The sequence below is a fragment of the Pseudomonas sp. Pseusp88 genome, from assembly GCF_047303955.1.
GTDB lineage: Bacteria > Pseudomonadota > Gammaproteobacteria > Pseudomonadales > Pseudomonadaceae > Aquipseudomonas.
Genome location: NZ_JBGLYM010000016.1, coordinates 35,460 through 51,741 on the forward strand (window position 1 = coordinate 35,460; position 16,282 = coordinate 51,741).

At 59.2% G+C, this 16,282-nt stretch carries 11 protein-coding genes; 9 read left to right on the forward strand and 2 right to left on the reverse strand.

The window, feature by feature from the left end:
• Window positions 1-74: 74 nt before the first annotated feature.
• The 5 genes from ACCD02_RS19455 to hisC all read left to right on the forward strand — a co-directional run bounded on the left by ACCD02_RS19455 (window position 75) and on the right by hisC (window position 4,894).
• Window positions 75-314, forward strand: a complete 240-nt coding sequence (locus ACCD02_RS19455) for a BolA family protein (protein WP_413305224.1) — start codon at window positions 75-77, stop codon at window positions 312-314.
• 22 nt (window positions 315-336) lie between these two features.
• Entirely contained in the window at window positions 337-1,602 is a 1,266-nt protein-coding gene (gene murA, locus ACCD02_RS19460; RefSeq protein ID WP_413305227.1) for a UDP-N-acetylglucosamine 1-carboxyvinyltransferase, read from the forward strand.
• Window positions 1,603-1,734: 132 nt separating this feature from the next.
• On the forward strand, window positions 1,735-2,370 hold the full coding sequence (gene hisG, locus ACCD02_RS19465; protein WP_413305230.1) for an ATP phosphoribosyltransferase: 636 nt from the start codon (window positions 1,735-1,737) through the stop codon (window positions 2,368-2,370).
• Between the two features lie 125 nt (window positions 2,371-2,495).
• Window positions 2,496-3,842 (forward strand): histidinol dehydrogenase, encoded by a 1,347-nt coding sequence (gene hisD / locus ACCD02_RS19470; protein WP_413305233.1) that lies wholly within the window; start codon window positions 2,496-2,498, stop codon window positions 3,840-3,842.
• On the forward strand, window positions 3,842-4,894 hold the full coding sequence (gene hisC / locus ACCD02_RS19475; protein WP_413305236.1) for a histidinol-phosphate transaminase: 1,053 nt from the start codon (window positions 3,842-3,844) through the stop codon (window positions 4,892-4,894). Before hisD ends, hisC begins: the two co-directional genes overlap by 1 nt.
• A gap of 57 nt (window positions 4,895-4,951) precedes the next feature.
• Here the strand turns inward: hisC and ACCD02_RS19480 are convergent, their stop codons facing one another.
• Both ACCD02_RS19480 and algW read right to left on the reverse strand, forming a co-directional pair.
• Window positions 4,952-10,444, reverse strand: coding sequence for an NEL-type E3 ubiquitin ligase domain-containing protein (locus tag ACCD02_RS19480; protein ID WP_413305239.1), 5,493 nt, complete (start codon window positions 10,442-10,444; stop codon window positions 4,952-4,954).
• 335 nt (window positions 10,445-10,779) lie between these two features.
• Window positions 10,780-11,937, reverse strand: coding sequence for a Do family serine endopeptidase AlgW (gene algW, locus ACCD02_RS19485; protein ID WP_413305241.1), 1,158 nt, complete (start codon window positions 11,935-11,937; stop codon window positions 10,780-10,782).
• Between the two features lie 113 nt (window positions 11,938-12,050).
• Between algW and ACCD02_RS19490 the strand changes: the two genes are divergently transcribed.
• The 4 genes from ACCD02_RS19490 (at window position 12,051) to cysN (ending at window position 16,239) form a co-directional block, all read left to right on the forward strand.
• Window positions 12,051-12,809, forward strand: coding sequence for a Nif3-like dinuclear metal center hexameric protein (locus ACCD02_RS19490; RefSeq protein ID WP_413305244.1), 759 nt, complete (start codon window positions 12,051-12,053; stop codon window positions 12,807-12,809).
• Window positions 12,810-12,969: 160 nt separating this feature from the next.
• Window positions 12,970-13,887, forward strand: coding sequence for a sulfate adenylyltransferase subunit CysD (gene cysD, locus ACCD02_RS19495; RefSeq protein ID WP_259098330.1), 918 nt, complete (start codon window positions 12,970-12,972; stop codon window positions 13,885-13,887).
• 58 nt (window positions 13,888-13,945) lie between these two features.
• Window positions 13,946-14,287, forward strand: coding sequence for a four helix bundle protein (locus tag ACCD02_RS19500; RefSeq protein WP_413305424.1), 342 nt, complete (start codon window positions 13,946-13,948; stop codon window positions 14,285-14,287).
• A gap of 53 nt (window positions 14,288-14,340) precedes the next feature.
• A complete protein-coding gene (gene cysN, locus ACCD02_RS19505; protein WP_413305247.1) occupies window positions 14,341-16,239 on the forward strand; it encodes a sulfate adenylyltransferase subunit CysN in 1,899 nt (632 codons plus the stop codon).
• Window positions 16,240-16,282: the final 43 nt, after the last annotated feature.

Genomic DNA, 16,282 nt, shown 5'->3' on the forward strand with positions numbered 1-16,282 from the left:
ACGGGGTTCGCATTGCACGGGCTTTTTTGTATGATGGCCGACCCGCGCGCGTAGAGCGCCGATTGAGGTTAAGCATGCAGGCCGTAGAAGTTAAGAGCTTCCTTGAAGCAAATCTGGCCGAGACTCAGGTGGAAGTTGAGGGCGAAGGCTGCAATTTCCAGCTCAATGTCATCAGTGACGAACTGGCTGCCTTGAGCCCGGTAAAACGTCAGCAGCAGATTTATGCGCACCTGAACCCTTGGATTACCGATGGCAGTATCCACGCGGTCACCATGAAATTTTTCAGCCGCGCTGCGTGGGCCGAGCGCACCTGAGCCAAAAGGCGTCGAGACTCCAATGGATAAACTGATTATTACTGGCGGTGTTCGTCTTGATGGCGAAATCCGCATTTCCGGGGCAAAGAACTCTGCCCTGCCGATTCTGGCTGCAACCCTGTTGGCCGATGGCCCGGTTGTGGTGCAGAACCTGCCGCATTTGCACGACATTACCACCATGATCGAGCTGTTCGGGCGCATGGGCATCGAGCCTGTGATCGACGAAAAGCTCAGCGTTGAAATCGACCCTCGCACCATCAAGACCCTGATTGCCCCGTACGAGCTGGTCAAGACCATGCGGGCGTCGATCCTGGTCCTGGGGCCGATGGTTGCCCGTTTCGGCGAGGCTGAAGTTGCCCTGCCTGGCGGTTGCGCCATCGGTTCGCGTCCGGTCGACCTGCACATCCGAGGCCTGGAAGCCATGGGCGCGATCATCGATGTCGAGGGCGGCTACATCAAGGCCCGCGCGCCTGAAGGCGGCCTGCGTGGCGCGCACTTCTTCTTCGATACCGTCAGTGTGACCGGTACCGAGAACATCATGATGGCAGCCAGCCTGGCAAAAGGCCGCAGCGTGTTGCAGAACGCCGCGCGCGAGCCGGAAGTGGTCGACCTGGCCAACTTCCTCAATGCCATGGGCGCCAAGGTCAGCGGTGCTGGCACCGATACCATCACCATCGATGGCGTCGAGCGTCTGGGTTCGGCCACCTACAAGGTCATGCCTGACCGTATCGAGACCGGCACCTACCTGGTGGCCGCTGCCGCTACTGGCGGCCGGGTCAAGGTCAAGGACACCGATCCGACCATTCTTGAGGCGGTCCTGCTCAAGTTGCAGGAAGCCGGTGCCGAAATCACTACCGGTCCGGACTGGATCGAGCTGAACATGCACGGCAAGCGTCCCAAGGCGGTCAACGTGCGTACCGCGCCTTACCCGGCGTTCCCGACCGACATGCAGGCGCAGTTCATCTCGCTCAATGCCATCGGCGAAGGCACTGGCGCGGTGATCGAGACCATCTTCGAAAACCGCTTCATGCACGTGTATGAAATGCATCGCATGGGCGCGCAGATCCAGGTCGAAGGCAACACGGCGATCGTTACCGGTGTCGACCACCTCAAGGGTGCTCCGGTCATGGCCACTGACCTTCGGGCTTCGGCCAGTCTGGTGATCTCGGCGCTGGTTGCCCAGGGCGATACCCTGATCGACCGCATCTACCACATTGACCGTGGTTACGAGTGCATCGAAGAGAAGCTGCAAATGCTGGGCGCCAAGATTCGTCGCGTTCCGGGCTAGTGGCTGTGCGTCATCCGGTGCCCGCACCGGATGACCGAATTCGTTTCGCCCCGGGCCGCGTCACGGGTCCGGGTGTTGTTCGACGCCGATTGCGTTCGGGCATACGTTTCCTGATAAGGACTTACGTTTTCCATGTTGACCATCGCACTGTCCAAGGGCCGCATTCTTGACGACACCCTGCCGCTTCTCGCTGAAGCGGGCATCGTGCCGACCGAGAATCCGGACAAGAGCCGCAAGCTGATCATCCCCACGACCCAGGACGATGTACGCCTGTTGATCGTGCGTGCCACCGACGTGCCGACCTACGTCGAGCATGGCGCTGCCGACCTCGGCGTTGCGGGCAAGGACGTGCTGATGGAATACAGTGGCCAGGGCCTTTACGAGCCGCTGGACCTGCAGATTGCCAAATGCAAGCTGATGACCGCCGGCGCCATTGGTGCGGTGGAGCCCAAGGGCCGTCTGCGCGTGGCCACCAAGTTCGTCAATGTTGCCAAGCGCTACTACGCCGAACAGGGCCGTCAGGTCGACATCATCAAGCTGTACGGCTCCATGGAACTGGCGCCGCTGATCGGTCTGGCCGACAAGATCATCGACGTCGTGGACACCGGCAACACCTTGCGCGCCAACGGCCTTGAGCCTCAGGAACTGATCGCAACCATCAGTTCGCGCCTGGTGGTGAACAAGGCTTCGATGAAAATGCAGCACGCCCGCATCCAGGCGCTGATCGACACTCTGCGCACCGCCGTAGAGTCGCGACACCGCGGCTGACTGACCCGCGCGACGTCACGTCGCGCCCAGCTATCCGTGTCATAGCCAAATTTCTCAGGTGCCTGCGCGGACGGCTTGGTAGCTTAACGGCACCTGAGCATTCGCCAATCAATGAGGCCCTCGCTATGACCACTTCCACTGCAATTCGCCGACTCGACGCCGCTGATCCGGATTTCGCCCGACATCTGGATCATCTGCTGAGCTGGGAAAGTGTGTCCGACGACTCGGTCAATCAGCGGGTGCTGGATATCATCAAGGCCGTACGCGAGCGGGGCGATGCCGCGCTGGTGGAGTTCACTCAGCGTTTCGATGGCCTGCACGTGCAGTCCATGAGCGAACTGATTCTGCCGCGCGAACGCCTGGAGCTGGCCCTGACCCGCATCACCGCACCCCAGCGCGAAGCCCTGGAAAAGGCCGCCGAGCGCGTGCGCAGCTACCACGAGAAGCAAAAACAGGACTCCTGGACTTACACTGAAGCCGACGGCACGGTGCTGGGCCAGAAAGTCACGCCCCTGGACCGCGCCGGCCTGTATGTGCCGGGCGGCAAGGCGTCGTATCCGTCGTCGGTACTGATGAACGCCATCCCGGCGAAAGTCGCGGGCGTCACCGAAGTGGTCATGGTTGTGCCGACGCCGCGCGGTGAAATCAATGAGCTGGTACTGGCGGCGGCCTGCATCGCCGGCGTCGATCGCGTATTCACCATCGGCGGCGCCCAGGCGGTCGCGGCCCTGGCCTATGGCACCGAGAGCGTGCCGAAGGTGGACAAGGTAGTCGGCCCCGGCAACATCTATGTCGCCACTGCCAAGCGCCACGTATTCGGTCAGGTCGGCATCGACATGATTGCCGGTCCTTCGGAAATTCTCGTCGTCTGTGATGGCCAGACCGATCCGGACTGGATCGCCATGGACCTGTTCTCCCAGGCCGAGCACGACGAAGACGCCCAGGCCATTCTGGTCAGCCCCGATGCCGACTTCCTCGATCGCGTGGCGGCGAGCATTGCCCGCCTGCTGCCGACCATGGACCGTGCCGAAATCATCAATACCTCGATCAATGGCCGCGGCGCCCTGATCAAGGTGGCCGACATGCAACAGGCCATCGAAGTCGCCAACCGCATCGCCCCGGAACACCTGGAGTTGTCGGTGGCCGATCCTGAAGCCTGGCTGCCACAGATTCGCCATGCCGGTGCCATCTTCATGGGCCGTCACACCAGCGAAGCCCTGGGCGATTATTGCGCCGGTCCCAATCACGTTTTGCCGACTTCCGGCACCGCGCGTTTCTCCTCGCCGCTGGGGGTGTATGACTTCCAGAAACGTTCGTCGATCATCTACTGCTCGCAGGAGGGCGCGTCCGTGCTCGGCCAGACTGCTTCGGTATTGGCCCGCGGCGAATCGCTGTCGGCTCACGCCCGCAGTGCTGAATACCGCATCACGGATCCGGCCTGGATTGCTGCCAACAAAAAGGATGGCCAATAATGAGCAAGTTCTGGAGTTCTTTCGTCAGCGATCTGGTCCCCTATGTACCGGGTGAACAGCCGAAGCTGACCAGGCTGACCAAACTCAACACCAATGAAAACCCTTATGGCCCGTCGCCCAAGGCGCTGGCGGCCATGCGCGAGCAACTGACCGACGATTTGCGCCTGTACCCGGACCCCAACGGCGACCTGCTCAAGCAGGCGGTGGCGGACTACTACGGCGTGCAGCGCAATCAGGTGTTCCTTGGTAACGGTTCCGACGAGGTACTGGCGCATATCTTCAATGCGCTGTTCCGTCACGACAAACCGCTGCTGTTCCCTGACATCAGCTACAGCTTCTATCCGGTCTATTGCGGCCTGTATGGCATCGGCTACGACGCCGTGCCGCTGGACGAGCAGTTCCGCATCCAGGTAGCCGACTACACCAAGCCCAATGCCGGGATCATCATCCCTAACCCGAACGCGCCGACCGGCTGCCTGCTGGATCTGGACGCCATCGAGCAACTGGTCAAGGGCAGCCCGGATTCGGTGGTGGTGATCGACGAAGCCTATATCGACTTCGGCGGCGAGACAGCCATCTCTCTGGTCGACCGTTACCCGAACTTGCTGGTGGCTCAGACCTTGTCCAAATCGCGTTCACTGGCCGGTCTGCGGGTCGGTTTTGCGGTCGGTCACCCGGATCTGATCGAGGCGCTGGAGCGGGTCAAGAACAGCTTCAACTCCTACCCGCTGGATCGTCTGGCGATTGTGGGTGCCACGGCGGCCTTCGAGGATCGTGAGCACTTTGACGTCACCCGCAACGCGGTAATCGCCAGTCGCGAAGCGTTGGTTGAACAATTGCAGGGCAAGGGTTTTGAAGTACTGCCGTCGGCGGCCAACTTCATCTTCGCCCGCCACCCGCAGCATGACGCAGCCGGGATTGCTGCCAGATTGCGTGAACAGGGAGTGATCGTGCGGCACTTCAAGCAGGAGCGCATTGCGCAGTTCCTGCGGATCAGCATCGGTACGCCGGAGCAGAACCAGGCGTTGCTGGACGGATTGAGCGGGCTTTAAATCTGCGCAGAAAAAACGCCGCTTACTCAAGCGGCGTTTTTTATCCACAGGCAGAGCTTAATCCTGGCTCATGCCTTCCTGAATCGTCAGTTGACGAATCAGGTATTGCTCATCCTCTTTGAATTGCTGCTCCAGCGCTGCGATCCGGGGGGCGTACTGATCGACATTGTCATCCGGGTGCAGATCGGTCAGCGCCAGCACATTGGCTTCATACGCGTCTTTGAGCTGGCGGAAGCGCTCAGCATAGGTCTCGCGCAAATAGTCCATCCAGAAATCCCGCTGCGCCGCGTACGCCATGAACGGTTCAGTACTTTCGCCCTGCCTTACCCGCCCCAGCGCTTCATCCAGCTCGCCCGGCCTGAGCCGCGCGTGCGCCCGGTACAGCATGCTGCCAGGCGGCAGCGGCAGCTCCAGTTCTGCCGCCCATTGCAGGCGATAGGCCAATCGCACTTCGGCTTCGTCGCGACTGCCCGCCTGCTCGCGGGCAATGCGATCCAGCTCGTGCAGGCGATAAAGGCGACGGGTCAGGTGGTAGAGCGCTTGGCCACGATGCTCGACAGGAGCATCGAGTAATGCCTGGCGGGTGTAAATCAGCACTTCCATCTGGTTGAACTCCAGGCGGATGCCATCCGGACAGGTATCGTAGTCCAGAAGCAGACGCAGAGGCTCCTCGGCCATGCCGTTGAGCGTCAGGCGCAGTTCGGCGTCCTGCGCGGCGGCTTCCAGTACGCGCCAGACGCGCGCGATTATCTCCGGTCGGTTGCGCAGGGTCCGGTAGTCGGCGGTATGGCGCAGGCGGTTGATCAGATTCAGCAGGTCCTGCGCGTCCTGACCGCCATCAAGCTGTTGCCAGATAGCGCGATAGTGCTGCTGTTCTTCGACTGCGCCGTATAGCCACGGCTCGATATTGGCAACTTCTTGTACCGGGTGCGGAGGCGGGCTGTGGATGTGATGGTAGGAGTCCGAGCTGTCGCTGTCGTAAGTATCTGTGTCCGAGCTGTGAGTTTCGTAATCGAGCAGAAGAATATCGGCAGGCAGGTCCATGGCGAACGAATAGGTACGTCCATTGCCTTCTGACGTATGGGCGCGGCGCATGGTGTCATGGGTGAGCGGGTTGCCCAGCAGGCTGATTTCAGTGTGTTGCTCATTATTGCGTCGGTTTTGCAGGACGTGCTCCGGTAATTCGGTCAGTTGGTTGTCGTCCAGATGAAGCATGTCCATGTTGCCCGGGATCAGCTCGCTCAGCCACTCAGGCCAGGCCTGTAGCCCGACATTGCTCAGCGACAGGGCAGAGAGCCTGCGGCCGGCCAAGGGTGAAATATCGATGATCTCGCCCAGGGTATTACCGTCCAGACTCAAATGCGTCAGGGCGGGCAGGCGAGCGAAAAACTCTATGGCTGTCTGATCAATGAGCAGACCCTGGTTCAGCAAGCTCAATGTCGCCAGGGATGATAACTCGCTCAACACCGCAGGCAGCTGCACCATGGCGGTCATGTGGTCTCTGATGGTGAGGTCGCGTAGTTGCGTGAAGTGGCGCAACAGTCCGTCGAGCTGCCCGGGGGCGGTCCTGATGCTGCTCAGCAACAGATGCTGCACTCCACGATAAAAGAACTCGGGTAATTGCCGGGGAAAATCGTCGAGGTCAATAGCGTTCAACTCAAGTGCTATCGGGCCATGGTCTGTGCTGATGTCGCGCCAGAAGGCGCCAAGGTTTTCACCAATCTGTCGACGCGCCCGGATACGCTCCTCGCTCAGCGGTGCAGCGGAACTGGAGGCTTCTGCCCAGTTATCCACTGCCTCATGCAGGGCTCGTTGTTGATGGAGACGCTGTTCGACGGTAGTTTCAAGGGAGAGGGGTGTCTCGACCTCGAAACTGAACCGCCCGTGGGGCCGATCGTTGGCCAGCCGGGCAGCTATCAGGACCCTGCGGGGCAGAGCGTTGCCTCGTAACAAAACCCGGGTCTGTTGCTCAGCGGGCGCAGGGCTGTAAAGAACATCGTCTGGCAGTGACGTGATGCGGTTATCGACCAGGGAAATTTCGGCAATCTGCCCGGTCCAGCGGCTATTGATCCATGCAGGCCAACGATCCAGCTCCATTCCCTCCAAGCCCAGGTATTGCAGGTTCAATCCGCCGAAATCCGGTAGCGAGGCTTGCGGTGAGAGTGCAGATGCGCTCGTCAGCATTCGATTACCGGTTAAATCGAGGATCTGCAGGTTGGACATCTGGCGAAAGCTGTCGATGTCGATCGAACTTAGATACAAACCCAGATTGGTCAACCTGAGCTCCCGCAGCCCGTCCAGGCTTCCGGCCAGCAGGTGGGGAAAGCCGAAGCCCGGCCGCAGCTCCCTGACCCTTCCATCGTCGAGTAACTCCAGCTCTCTGAAACCTGCCGACAGGGCGCTGCGGCCAATGGTCAGCGAAGTCAGGTGCGGGAGTCGGCTGAACAGGTCTGCCAGTGCATTGTTGGTATTGAGGGTACGGTGGATATCCACCGTGACATCGTTGAGTTCCAGTGTGTGTATGCGCTCGAAGATAAAGTCCGGCAACTGCGCGGGAAAGTCGGAAAGGCATACAGCCTCCAGTCGCAAGCGTGCGGCATGCCGACCAATTTCAGGCAGATGGCTGGTCTGCCAGTGATTCCACAGCTCGTCATGGATCCGCTGGCGGCTGAGGGTTTGCGCGGCCTGTTCCTCAGGGCTTGCCGTTGGGGTTTGCGTCCAGTTGTTGAGTCTGGCACGCAGGGCTTGTTGCTCGCTCAGGAGTTGGTCCAGGCGCTGGTTGATGGCGACGCGGCTGAGTCTGGCGTTTTCGAGGGCTGCGAGGGTGTGCTCGGCTGGCTCCGGCAATTCCAGCAGACGCACTTTGTCCAGCAGCGTTTCCCGGGTGATATGGCCCTCCATAGCACCCCGGCCGCTCAACAGATAGCCCAGGCGACCATCAGCCAGTCGCATGGGGGATTTAAAGCCGGGTTTGCGCGGTTGCATCTTGAGCAATCCGGCCAGGGCCTGGCGGGGTAGCAATGGTCGGGCCTGCAGAGCTTGTTGCAGTTCACTGCCCTGGCCCACATGGGGCAGCCCCAATGCCTGGCGCTGGGCATCGGGCAGGGCATGCATGACGGCAGCGAATACATTGTCTCGACCGTGCAGGTGCTGGTCGTTGCTGTCCCGGGCCTCATAAGCCCGCCCCTCCTTGATCAACACCTTGCGAATCGGAGCGTCGATTGGGCCGATGCTGTCGAGCAGGGCGCCGTGGAATGAGCCATCACGCACTTCCAGGCGAATGTGCGGCGACCAGCCGGGCAGTGTTTCCAGGGTGTGCAGGATCAGTACGTCGGTATCGGGATGATCGACCGAGTCCAGGTACAATCCTTCGTAGGCCCGAGTCAGCCGCACCTGTTGTTGATAGGCGCGGATTTCTTCGGCGATCCTTAGTGGCAGGCGCTGTTCCTGGGTCAATTGCAACAGCTCCTCGGCGCTGGCATGGCGTAGCAGTTCTTGTGCTACGGCTTTGGGCAGGCCTGAATAATCCCTGAGCATCAATGCAACGCCAGCATTGTCGCTGGTTTGAAGTGCCTCGTAGCGAGCCTCGAACAGTTCGTGTCTGCGCGGGCGCAGGTGTTCATCGTTGGCTATCTGTGAGGCCAGCTCCTGATCAAGCCGGAAGCGTTGCACAGTATCGTCGAGCATTGCGGGCGGTCGCTCGCCCTCGGCCAGGGTATGGCGCAGGACAGCTTCATGGGTATCGCTGACCTGCAGGATGCGTCTGGCAGTGACGTCGGTAAACCCGGCATGGGCCCTTCCCAGGCGACGGAATAGCGTCAGGCCCTGCCAGTCCAGCGGTTGCTCCAGTTCATGTAACCAGGCGCCCGCATGGTTATGGCGCAATGTCGGTTGATAAGCGTCGGGACGGGTGGGATGTTGCAGACGGTATGGCGTTGCCCCTTTGACTGCATAGGTGCGGCCCTCCAGGGCCAGCCATTGTTGACCTTGATAGTCGTAAAGCCCCAGTGCGTTGGGTTCAAGCCCGGCGGGAAGCACGATGTCGTGGGCAAAGGGTGCCAGATCGGGTTTCCACAACCGTGTGCTACCCGTGGGCAGTTCGACGACGTGCATCTGTTCTATCACCGCGGGTGCCTTGACTGCCGCAATGCCAGGCGAGTTGGCAGATGCAGTCCCGAGCGCAGCCATCAACGCAAGGTTTTCCACCACGTCCAGCAGGTAAGACCAGGCTTGCTCTTTCTCGTCTCTGGTCAGGCTTTCGATACCTTCATAGACTTCGTAGCACAGCTGTGCGGCGGTCACGGCCAGCATGATCTCGCCCAATACCGGTACTACGAACGCTGCAATGTTAAGCACCTCAAACGTTTTTTCAGCAAAGTAACGTAACTTGTCTTCAAGGGTTTTATGATCTTCGGCAGCGGTGGGGACTGCATGGAATAAGCCATCGTTGTGTAGCATTGCAACTTTTTGCCGATGGATATCAGCTATCAACTGCCCGGAAGGAAAAGCCTCGGCCCTCAGGTGCAGCTTTGCATTTTTATCCAGCACCTGTTCGTACCAGCCAGCCTTATTCCAGACCTTGGGGTAAAAAGCCTCATGGAGTTTGCGTGCCAACCGGTTACGTTCGCGGGCGGGTACGAAGCGCATGAAGAAATCCATATAACTGCGATGCAACAACCGGTCCCTTAGTTCATTGATGAAGTGCAGGGTTGATTCGTATTCTTTTAAGGGGTGAAAAGGATCGTCCGGTATATAAACGATGATTTTTTCTATCTGGTTGCTTTCGTTCGCCGGTTTTCCAATGGCCACGATACCCGTCAGTGGGATATCCCATAGTGTGAGGAAACTGCAGACACGTTGCTGGCCGTTGAGGTAGATCCCTGAGCGGTGGCGCAAAGACTCCAGTAAGGCACTGTGCTGATCTGCATTAATCAGACCTTTCATGCGGGCAATATGCACTTGCAGCGTCATCGCCGAAGCTTCAAACCGTTTGAATTGTGCCTGAACAATGGCTGCCGCCGCGCCTGGAGCATCACCGGGTCTGGACACCGGGTTCACCACAGCACTGATCAATGCCTGGTATTTGCCGCCCAGATCCAGTGTCCGACAAAGGTCTGCAAACTGTTCAGGGGCAATAGGCAAGACCGTACCCGTGACTGCAATGCCTTTGACAGGATAGTCGGCATAAATAGCGGCTTTGTTGCGGCTTGATTTATCCATCGCTCCGGGTTGGGTTTCAAAGGCTTCAAAATTTTGCAGGGCGGCGCGCAGTAACGGCTGCGTCGCTGCCTTGAGCCCATCCTGGGTTGCTACTAAAGGGTCTTTGGAAGCTGCGCCAAACGACTGGTCTGTCAGGAACCGTCGTGCGTAGAACAGATAGCTCGTACGCACATCGACCTTCAGCCCGAACCGTTCCTCAATGGCCGCCGTCAATAGGGGGGCAGCGAACACCTCAACCGACGGCAGACGAGCCAGTAATTGTTTGACTGGTCGCTCATCGACAAGATAGGCGGCGTGGGCGCGCTGTAACTGCTGAACGACATCGGGCATCGAGAGGCGGGCTTTTTCAAACCAGTCCGGTGTTTGCAGGCGTGCGCTGCGTAATGCTCTGTGAGTTTCAGAAGAGGCGTTGATCAACCAGGGAGGAATATTGTTTTGCAGGGTGGTAAATAGTGTTTTTGCTGAAGTGGTGGTGGATAGATATTTGGTGGGTGTTCTGTCGATGGACACGGAAAAGCCTTAAGTTAATGATATTAACTTGAAGTCTATCGGTGCTCTCGGTTGTAAATAATGGCTATAACTACCACCCCTGTTTTAGTGTTTGGGTGTAGGCATTAAAAATCCGTGGGTAAAAAACGGGGCGCTGTGGGTCGCCCCGTGTCTGTTTATTCTTGCTCAGCCGGTGTCGGCGCAGGGGGTGGGCGCAGGCCGACCTCAGCCGTCAACTTCAACTCTTTACCGTTACGCATCACGCCAATGGCAATCTTCTCGCCGGGTTTGGTGCGGGCCACCTGATTCATCGAGCGGCGGCCATCACCGGCCAGTTCGCCATTGATGTTCAGGATCACGTCACCCAACTGCAGCCCGGCTTTCTGTGCCGGGCCATCGCGGAAGATCCCGGCGACGACGATCCCCGGGCGATCCTTGAGGCCAAAGGATTCGGCCAGTTCCTGGGTCAGGGGTTGAACTTCGATACCCAACCAGCCTCGGATAACCTGACCGTGCTCGATGATCGACTTCATGACATCCAGGGCCAGCTTGGTCGGAATCGCAAAGCCAATGCCTTGGGAACCGCCGGATTTGGAAAAGATCGCAGTATTGATACCGGTCAGGTTGCCATTGGCATCCACCAGTGCACCGCCCGAGTTGCCGGGGTTGATCGCCGCGTCGGTCTGGATGAAGTCTTCATAGGTGTTCAGGCCCAGCTGGTTGCGGCCGGTGGCGCTGATGATGCCCATGGTCACGGTCTGGCCGACTCCGAAGGGGTTGCCGATGGCCAACGCGACGTCGCCGATGCGGATATTGTCCGAGCTGCCGATGGTGATGGCGGGCAGGTTTTTCAGGTCGATCTTCAGTACAGCGAGATCGGTTTCGGGATCGCTGCCGATGACCCGGGCGATGGTTTCCCGGCCGTCCTTGAGGGCGACGACTATCTGGTCGGCGCCGGTGGTGACGTGGTTGTTGGTCAACAGATAGCCTTCGGGGCTCATGATCACGCCCGAGCCGAGGCTCGATTCCATGCGCTTCTGCTTGGGCAGGTTGTCACCGAAGAAGCGGCGGAACTGCGGGTCCTCGAACAACGGCCGGCTGGTCTTGTTGACCATTTTGGTGGTGTACAGATTGGCCACGGCCGGAGCCGCAATGCTCACGGCGTCGGCGTAGGACACCGGGCCTTGCTGAATCTTGGTGGTTTGTGGGGCTTGTTGCAGGTTGACGTCCTGAGTCGGGAGGCCGACCAATTCGGGGTAGTGCTGAATAATCAGCAGGGCGATGAGCACACCGGTCAGCAAGGGCCAACCGAAAAAACGCAGTGCCTTGAACATTGAGCGAGTCCTGAGGGGGTAGAGGCGCGGTAAATTTTTGCCACAGCTGCGCCATAATGGCGGGCATTATACGAGCACCACGCATTGCTGAAATGCCTATTTAGGAGTCTTTTATGGCTGTTGCCCTGAGCACCCTGGTCGAGGAAGCGGATCGCTATCTGAACAGTGCCCGCATTCAGGATTATTGCCCTAACGGCCTGCAGGTCGAGGGACGCCCGCAAGTGATGCGTATCGTCAGCGGCGTCACCGCCAGTCAGGCCTTGCTTGACGCGGCGGTCGAGGCCCAGGCCGACCTGATCCTGGTCCATCACGGCTATTTCTGGAAGGGTGAGAACCCTTGTGTGGTCGGCATGAAGCAACGCCGGCTGAAAACCCTGCTCAAGCATGACATCAGTCTGCTGGCCTACCACTTGCCCCTGGATGTCCATCCGGAAGTGGGCAATAACGTGCAACTGGCCCGGCAACTGGATATCACCGTCGAAGGTCCGCTGGACCCGGACAATGCCCGGATCGTCGGCCTGGTCGGCTCCCTGGCCGAGCCGATGATGCCCAGGGATTTCGCGCGCAAGGTGCAGGACGTGCTCGGTCGCGAGCCGCTGCTTATAGAAGGCAGCGATATGATTCGCCGGGTCGGCTGGTGCACTGGCGGTGGCCAGGGCTATATCGATCAGGGGATTCTCGCCGGGGTCGATCTGTTTCTCAGTGGTGAGGCGTCGGAGCAGACCTTTCATAGCGCTCAGGAAAACGGCATCAGTTTCATTGCCGCCGGCCATCACGCTACCGAACGCTATGGCGTTCAGGCCCTCGGCGACTATCTGGCCCGACGTTTTGCCCTGGAACATCTGTTCATCGACTGCCCCAATCCGATCTAGCCACCCAAACGAGAGGCTATATCCATAGATCGTTTCGATCTATCCGCCCCGCTGATTAGAAGCAGGCTGCGTGATAAAGTGCGCGGCTCGAACACGGCCCGCAGGCCGCCCCGCAAGCTGATGCTTGCGGTCCATAACGAATGCAACCCCGTGAGTAGCCATGGTCGACAAACTGACGCATCTGAAACAGCTGGAGGCGGAAAGCATCCACATCATCCGCGAGGTCGCCGCCGAGTTTGATAACCCGGTGATGCTGTACTCCGTCGGTAAAGACTCTGCCGTGATGCTGCATCTGGCACGCAAGGCGTTTTTCCCTGGCAAGCTACCGTTCCCGGTCATGCACGTCGATACCCGCTGGAAATTCCAGGAGATGTATCAATTCCGTGATCGCATGGTCGAGGAAATGGGCCTGGACCTGATTGTCCACATCAACCCGGACGGCGTCGCCCAGGACATCAACCCGCTCACTCACGGTAGCTCCAAGCACACCGATATCATGAAGACCGAAGGCCTCAAGCAGGCTTTGGACAAGCATGGTTTCGATGCCGCTTTCGGTGGCGCGCGCCGCGACGAAGAGAAATCCCGCGCCAAGGAGCGCGTGTATTCCTTCCGCGACAGCAAGCACCGCTGGGACCCGAAGAACCAGCGCCCAGAGCTGTGGAACGTGTACAACGGCAACGTCAACAAGGGCGAGTCGATCCGCGTATTCCCGCTGTCGAACTGGACCGAGCTGGACATCTGGCAGTACATCTACCTTGAAGGCATCCCGATTGTGCCGCTGTACTTCGCCGCTGAGCGCGAAGTCATCGAAATGAACGGCACCTGGATCATGATCGACGACGATCGCCTGCGTAACCACCTCAGCGAGGCCGACCGCGCACGCATCGTCAAGAAAAAAGTGCGCTTCCGCACACTGGGCGACTACCCGTTGACGGGCGCCGTCGAGTCCGAAGCCATCAGCCTGACCGACATCATTCAGGAAATGCTCCTGACGCGAACTTCCGAACGCCAGGGCCGGGTCATCGATCACGATGGCGCAGGCTCGATGGAAGAAAAGAAACGTCAGGGTTATTTCTGAGGAGCAGTTGCAAGCTTCAAGTGGCAAGCTTCAAGCAAATCAAAAGCAGGTCATCGAAATGGATTTCGAGAAACTCGTGGTTTGGCAAAGGGCAAAGGCATTGTCGGTCAGTCTTTACAAAGAGATGATCAACTGCCCGGATTTGGCTTTCAGAAGCCAGATCACTCGCTCCGGGTTATCAGTGCCGAGCAATATTGCAGAAGGCATGGAGCGCTTCACTGCTAAGGAAAAGTGCCGTTTTTTGTCGATTGCGAAAGCATCCTGCGGTGAGTTGAGGACTCAGCTCATCATCGGTAGTGAAATTGGTTACATCGCTGAGCCACTTGCAACAGCTTGGATTATTGAAACCCGCGAGCTTTCGAAAATGCTGTGCGGGCTGATCAACAAAATTTCTGACTAGTTGTACGCCGACAAGCTTGCCGCTTGAAGCTTACAGCTCGGAGCTTGAATGAAATGAGCCACCAATCCGAATTGATCAGCGAGGACATCCTCGCCTATCTGGGCCAGCACGAACGCAAGGAAATGCTGCGCTTTCTTACCTGTGGCAACGTCGATGACGGCAAGAGCACGCTGATCGGGCGTCTGCTGCACGACTCCAAGATGATCTATGAAGATCACCTGGAAGCCATTACCCGTGACTCGAAGAAGTCCGGCACCACCGGCGATGACGTCGACCTGGCGCTGCTGGTCGATGGTCTGCAGGCCGAGCGCGAGCAGGGCATCACCATTGATGTCGCCTACCGCTATTTCTCCACGGCCAAGCGCAAGTTCATCATTGCCGATACCCCGGGCCACGAGCAGTACACCCGCAACATGGCCACCGGTGCGTCCACCTGTGATCTGGCGATCATCCTGGTCGATGCCCGTTACGGCGTGCAGACCCAGACCCGTCGCCACAGCTACATCGCTTCGTTGCTGGGCATCAAGCACATCGTTGTGGCCATCAACAAGATGGACCTCAACGGTTTCGACGAGCAGGTATTCGAGTCGATCAAGGCCGATTACCTGAAGTTCGCCGACGGTATCGCCTTCAAGCCAAGCACCATGGCCTTCGTGCCGATGTCGGCGCTCAAGGGTGATAACGTCGTCAGCAAGAGCGAACGCTCGCCGTGGTATACCGGCCAGTCACTGATGGAGATTCTCGAGACCGTCGAGATCGCCAACGACCGCAATTACACCGATCTGCGTTTCCCGGTGCAGTACGTCAACCGTCCTAACCTGAACTTCCGTGGCTTCGCCGGGACCCTGGCCAGCGGCGTCGTGCACAAGGGCGATGAAATCGTCGTGCTGCCGTCGGGCAAGAGCAGCCGGGTCAAGTCCATCGTTACCTTCGAAGGTGAGCTGGAGCACGCCGGTCCAGGTCAGGCCGTGACCCTGACCATGGAAGACGAGATCGATATCTCCCGCGGCGACCTGCTGGTGCATGCCGACAACGTCCCGCAAGTCAGCGACGCGTTTGACGCGATGCTGGTGTGGATGGCTGAAGAGCCGATGCTGCCGGGCAAGAAATACGACATCAAGCGCGCCACCAGCTATGTACCGGGTTCCATCGCCAGCATTACTCACCGCGTTGATGTGAACACCCTGGAAGAAGGTCCGGCCAGCGCGTTGCAGCTTAACGAAATCGGTCGGGTCAAGATCAGCCTTGATGCGCCAATCGCTCTGGATGGCTATGACAGCAACCGCACGACGGGTGCCTTCATCGTCATCGATCGCTTGACCAACGGCACTGTGGCGGCGGGCATGATCATCGCCAGGCCAGTCAGCGCCGGTGGTGCCAGCCATCACGGCGAGCTCGCCCACGTTTCTGTCGAGGAGCGCGCCCAGCGCTTCGGTCAGAAGCCGGCCACCGTGCTGTTCAGCGGCCTGTCCGGCGCGGGCAAGAGCACCCTGGCCTATGCGGTCGAGCGCAAGCTGTTCGACATGGGCCGTGCGGTGTTCGTCCTCGACGGCCAGAACCTGCGTCACGACCTGAACAAAGGTCTGCCGCAGGACCGTGCCGGGCGTACCGAAAACTGGCGTCGTGCGGCTCACGTCGCCCGTCAGTTCAACGAAGCCGGCCTGCTGACCCTGGCCGCTTTCGTTGCGCCGGATGCCGCTGGCCGTGAAAACGCCAAGGGCCTGATCGGCAGCGATCGCCTGATCACCGTGTACGTCCAGGCCTCGCCGCAGGTTTGCCGTGAACGCGATCCACAGGGCCTGTACGCCGCCGACAAGGACAACATCCCCGGCGAGTCCTTCCCGTACGATGTGCCGCTGGATGCCGATCTGGTGATCGACACCCAGTCGCTGAATGTCGAGGAAGGCGTCAAGCAGGTGCTGGATCTGCTGCGCAGCCGTGGCGCGATCTAAGCGCTGAGGCAATAACAAAGAACCCACCTTGATCGGTGGGTTT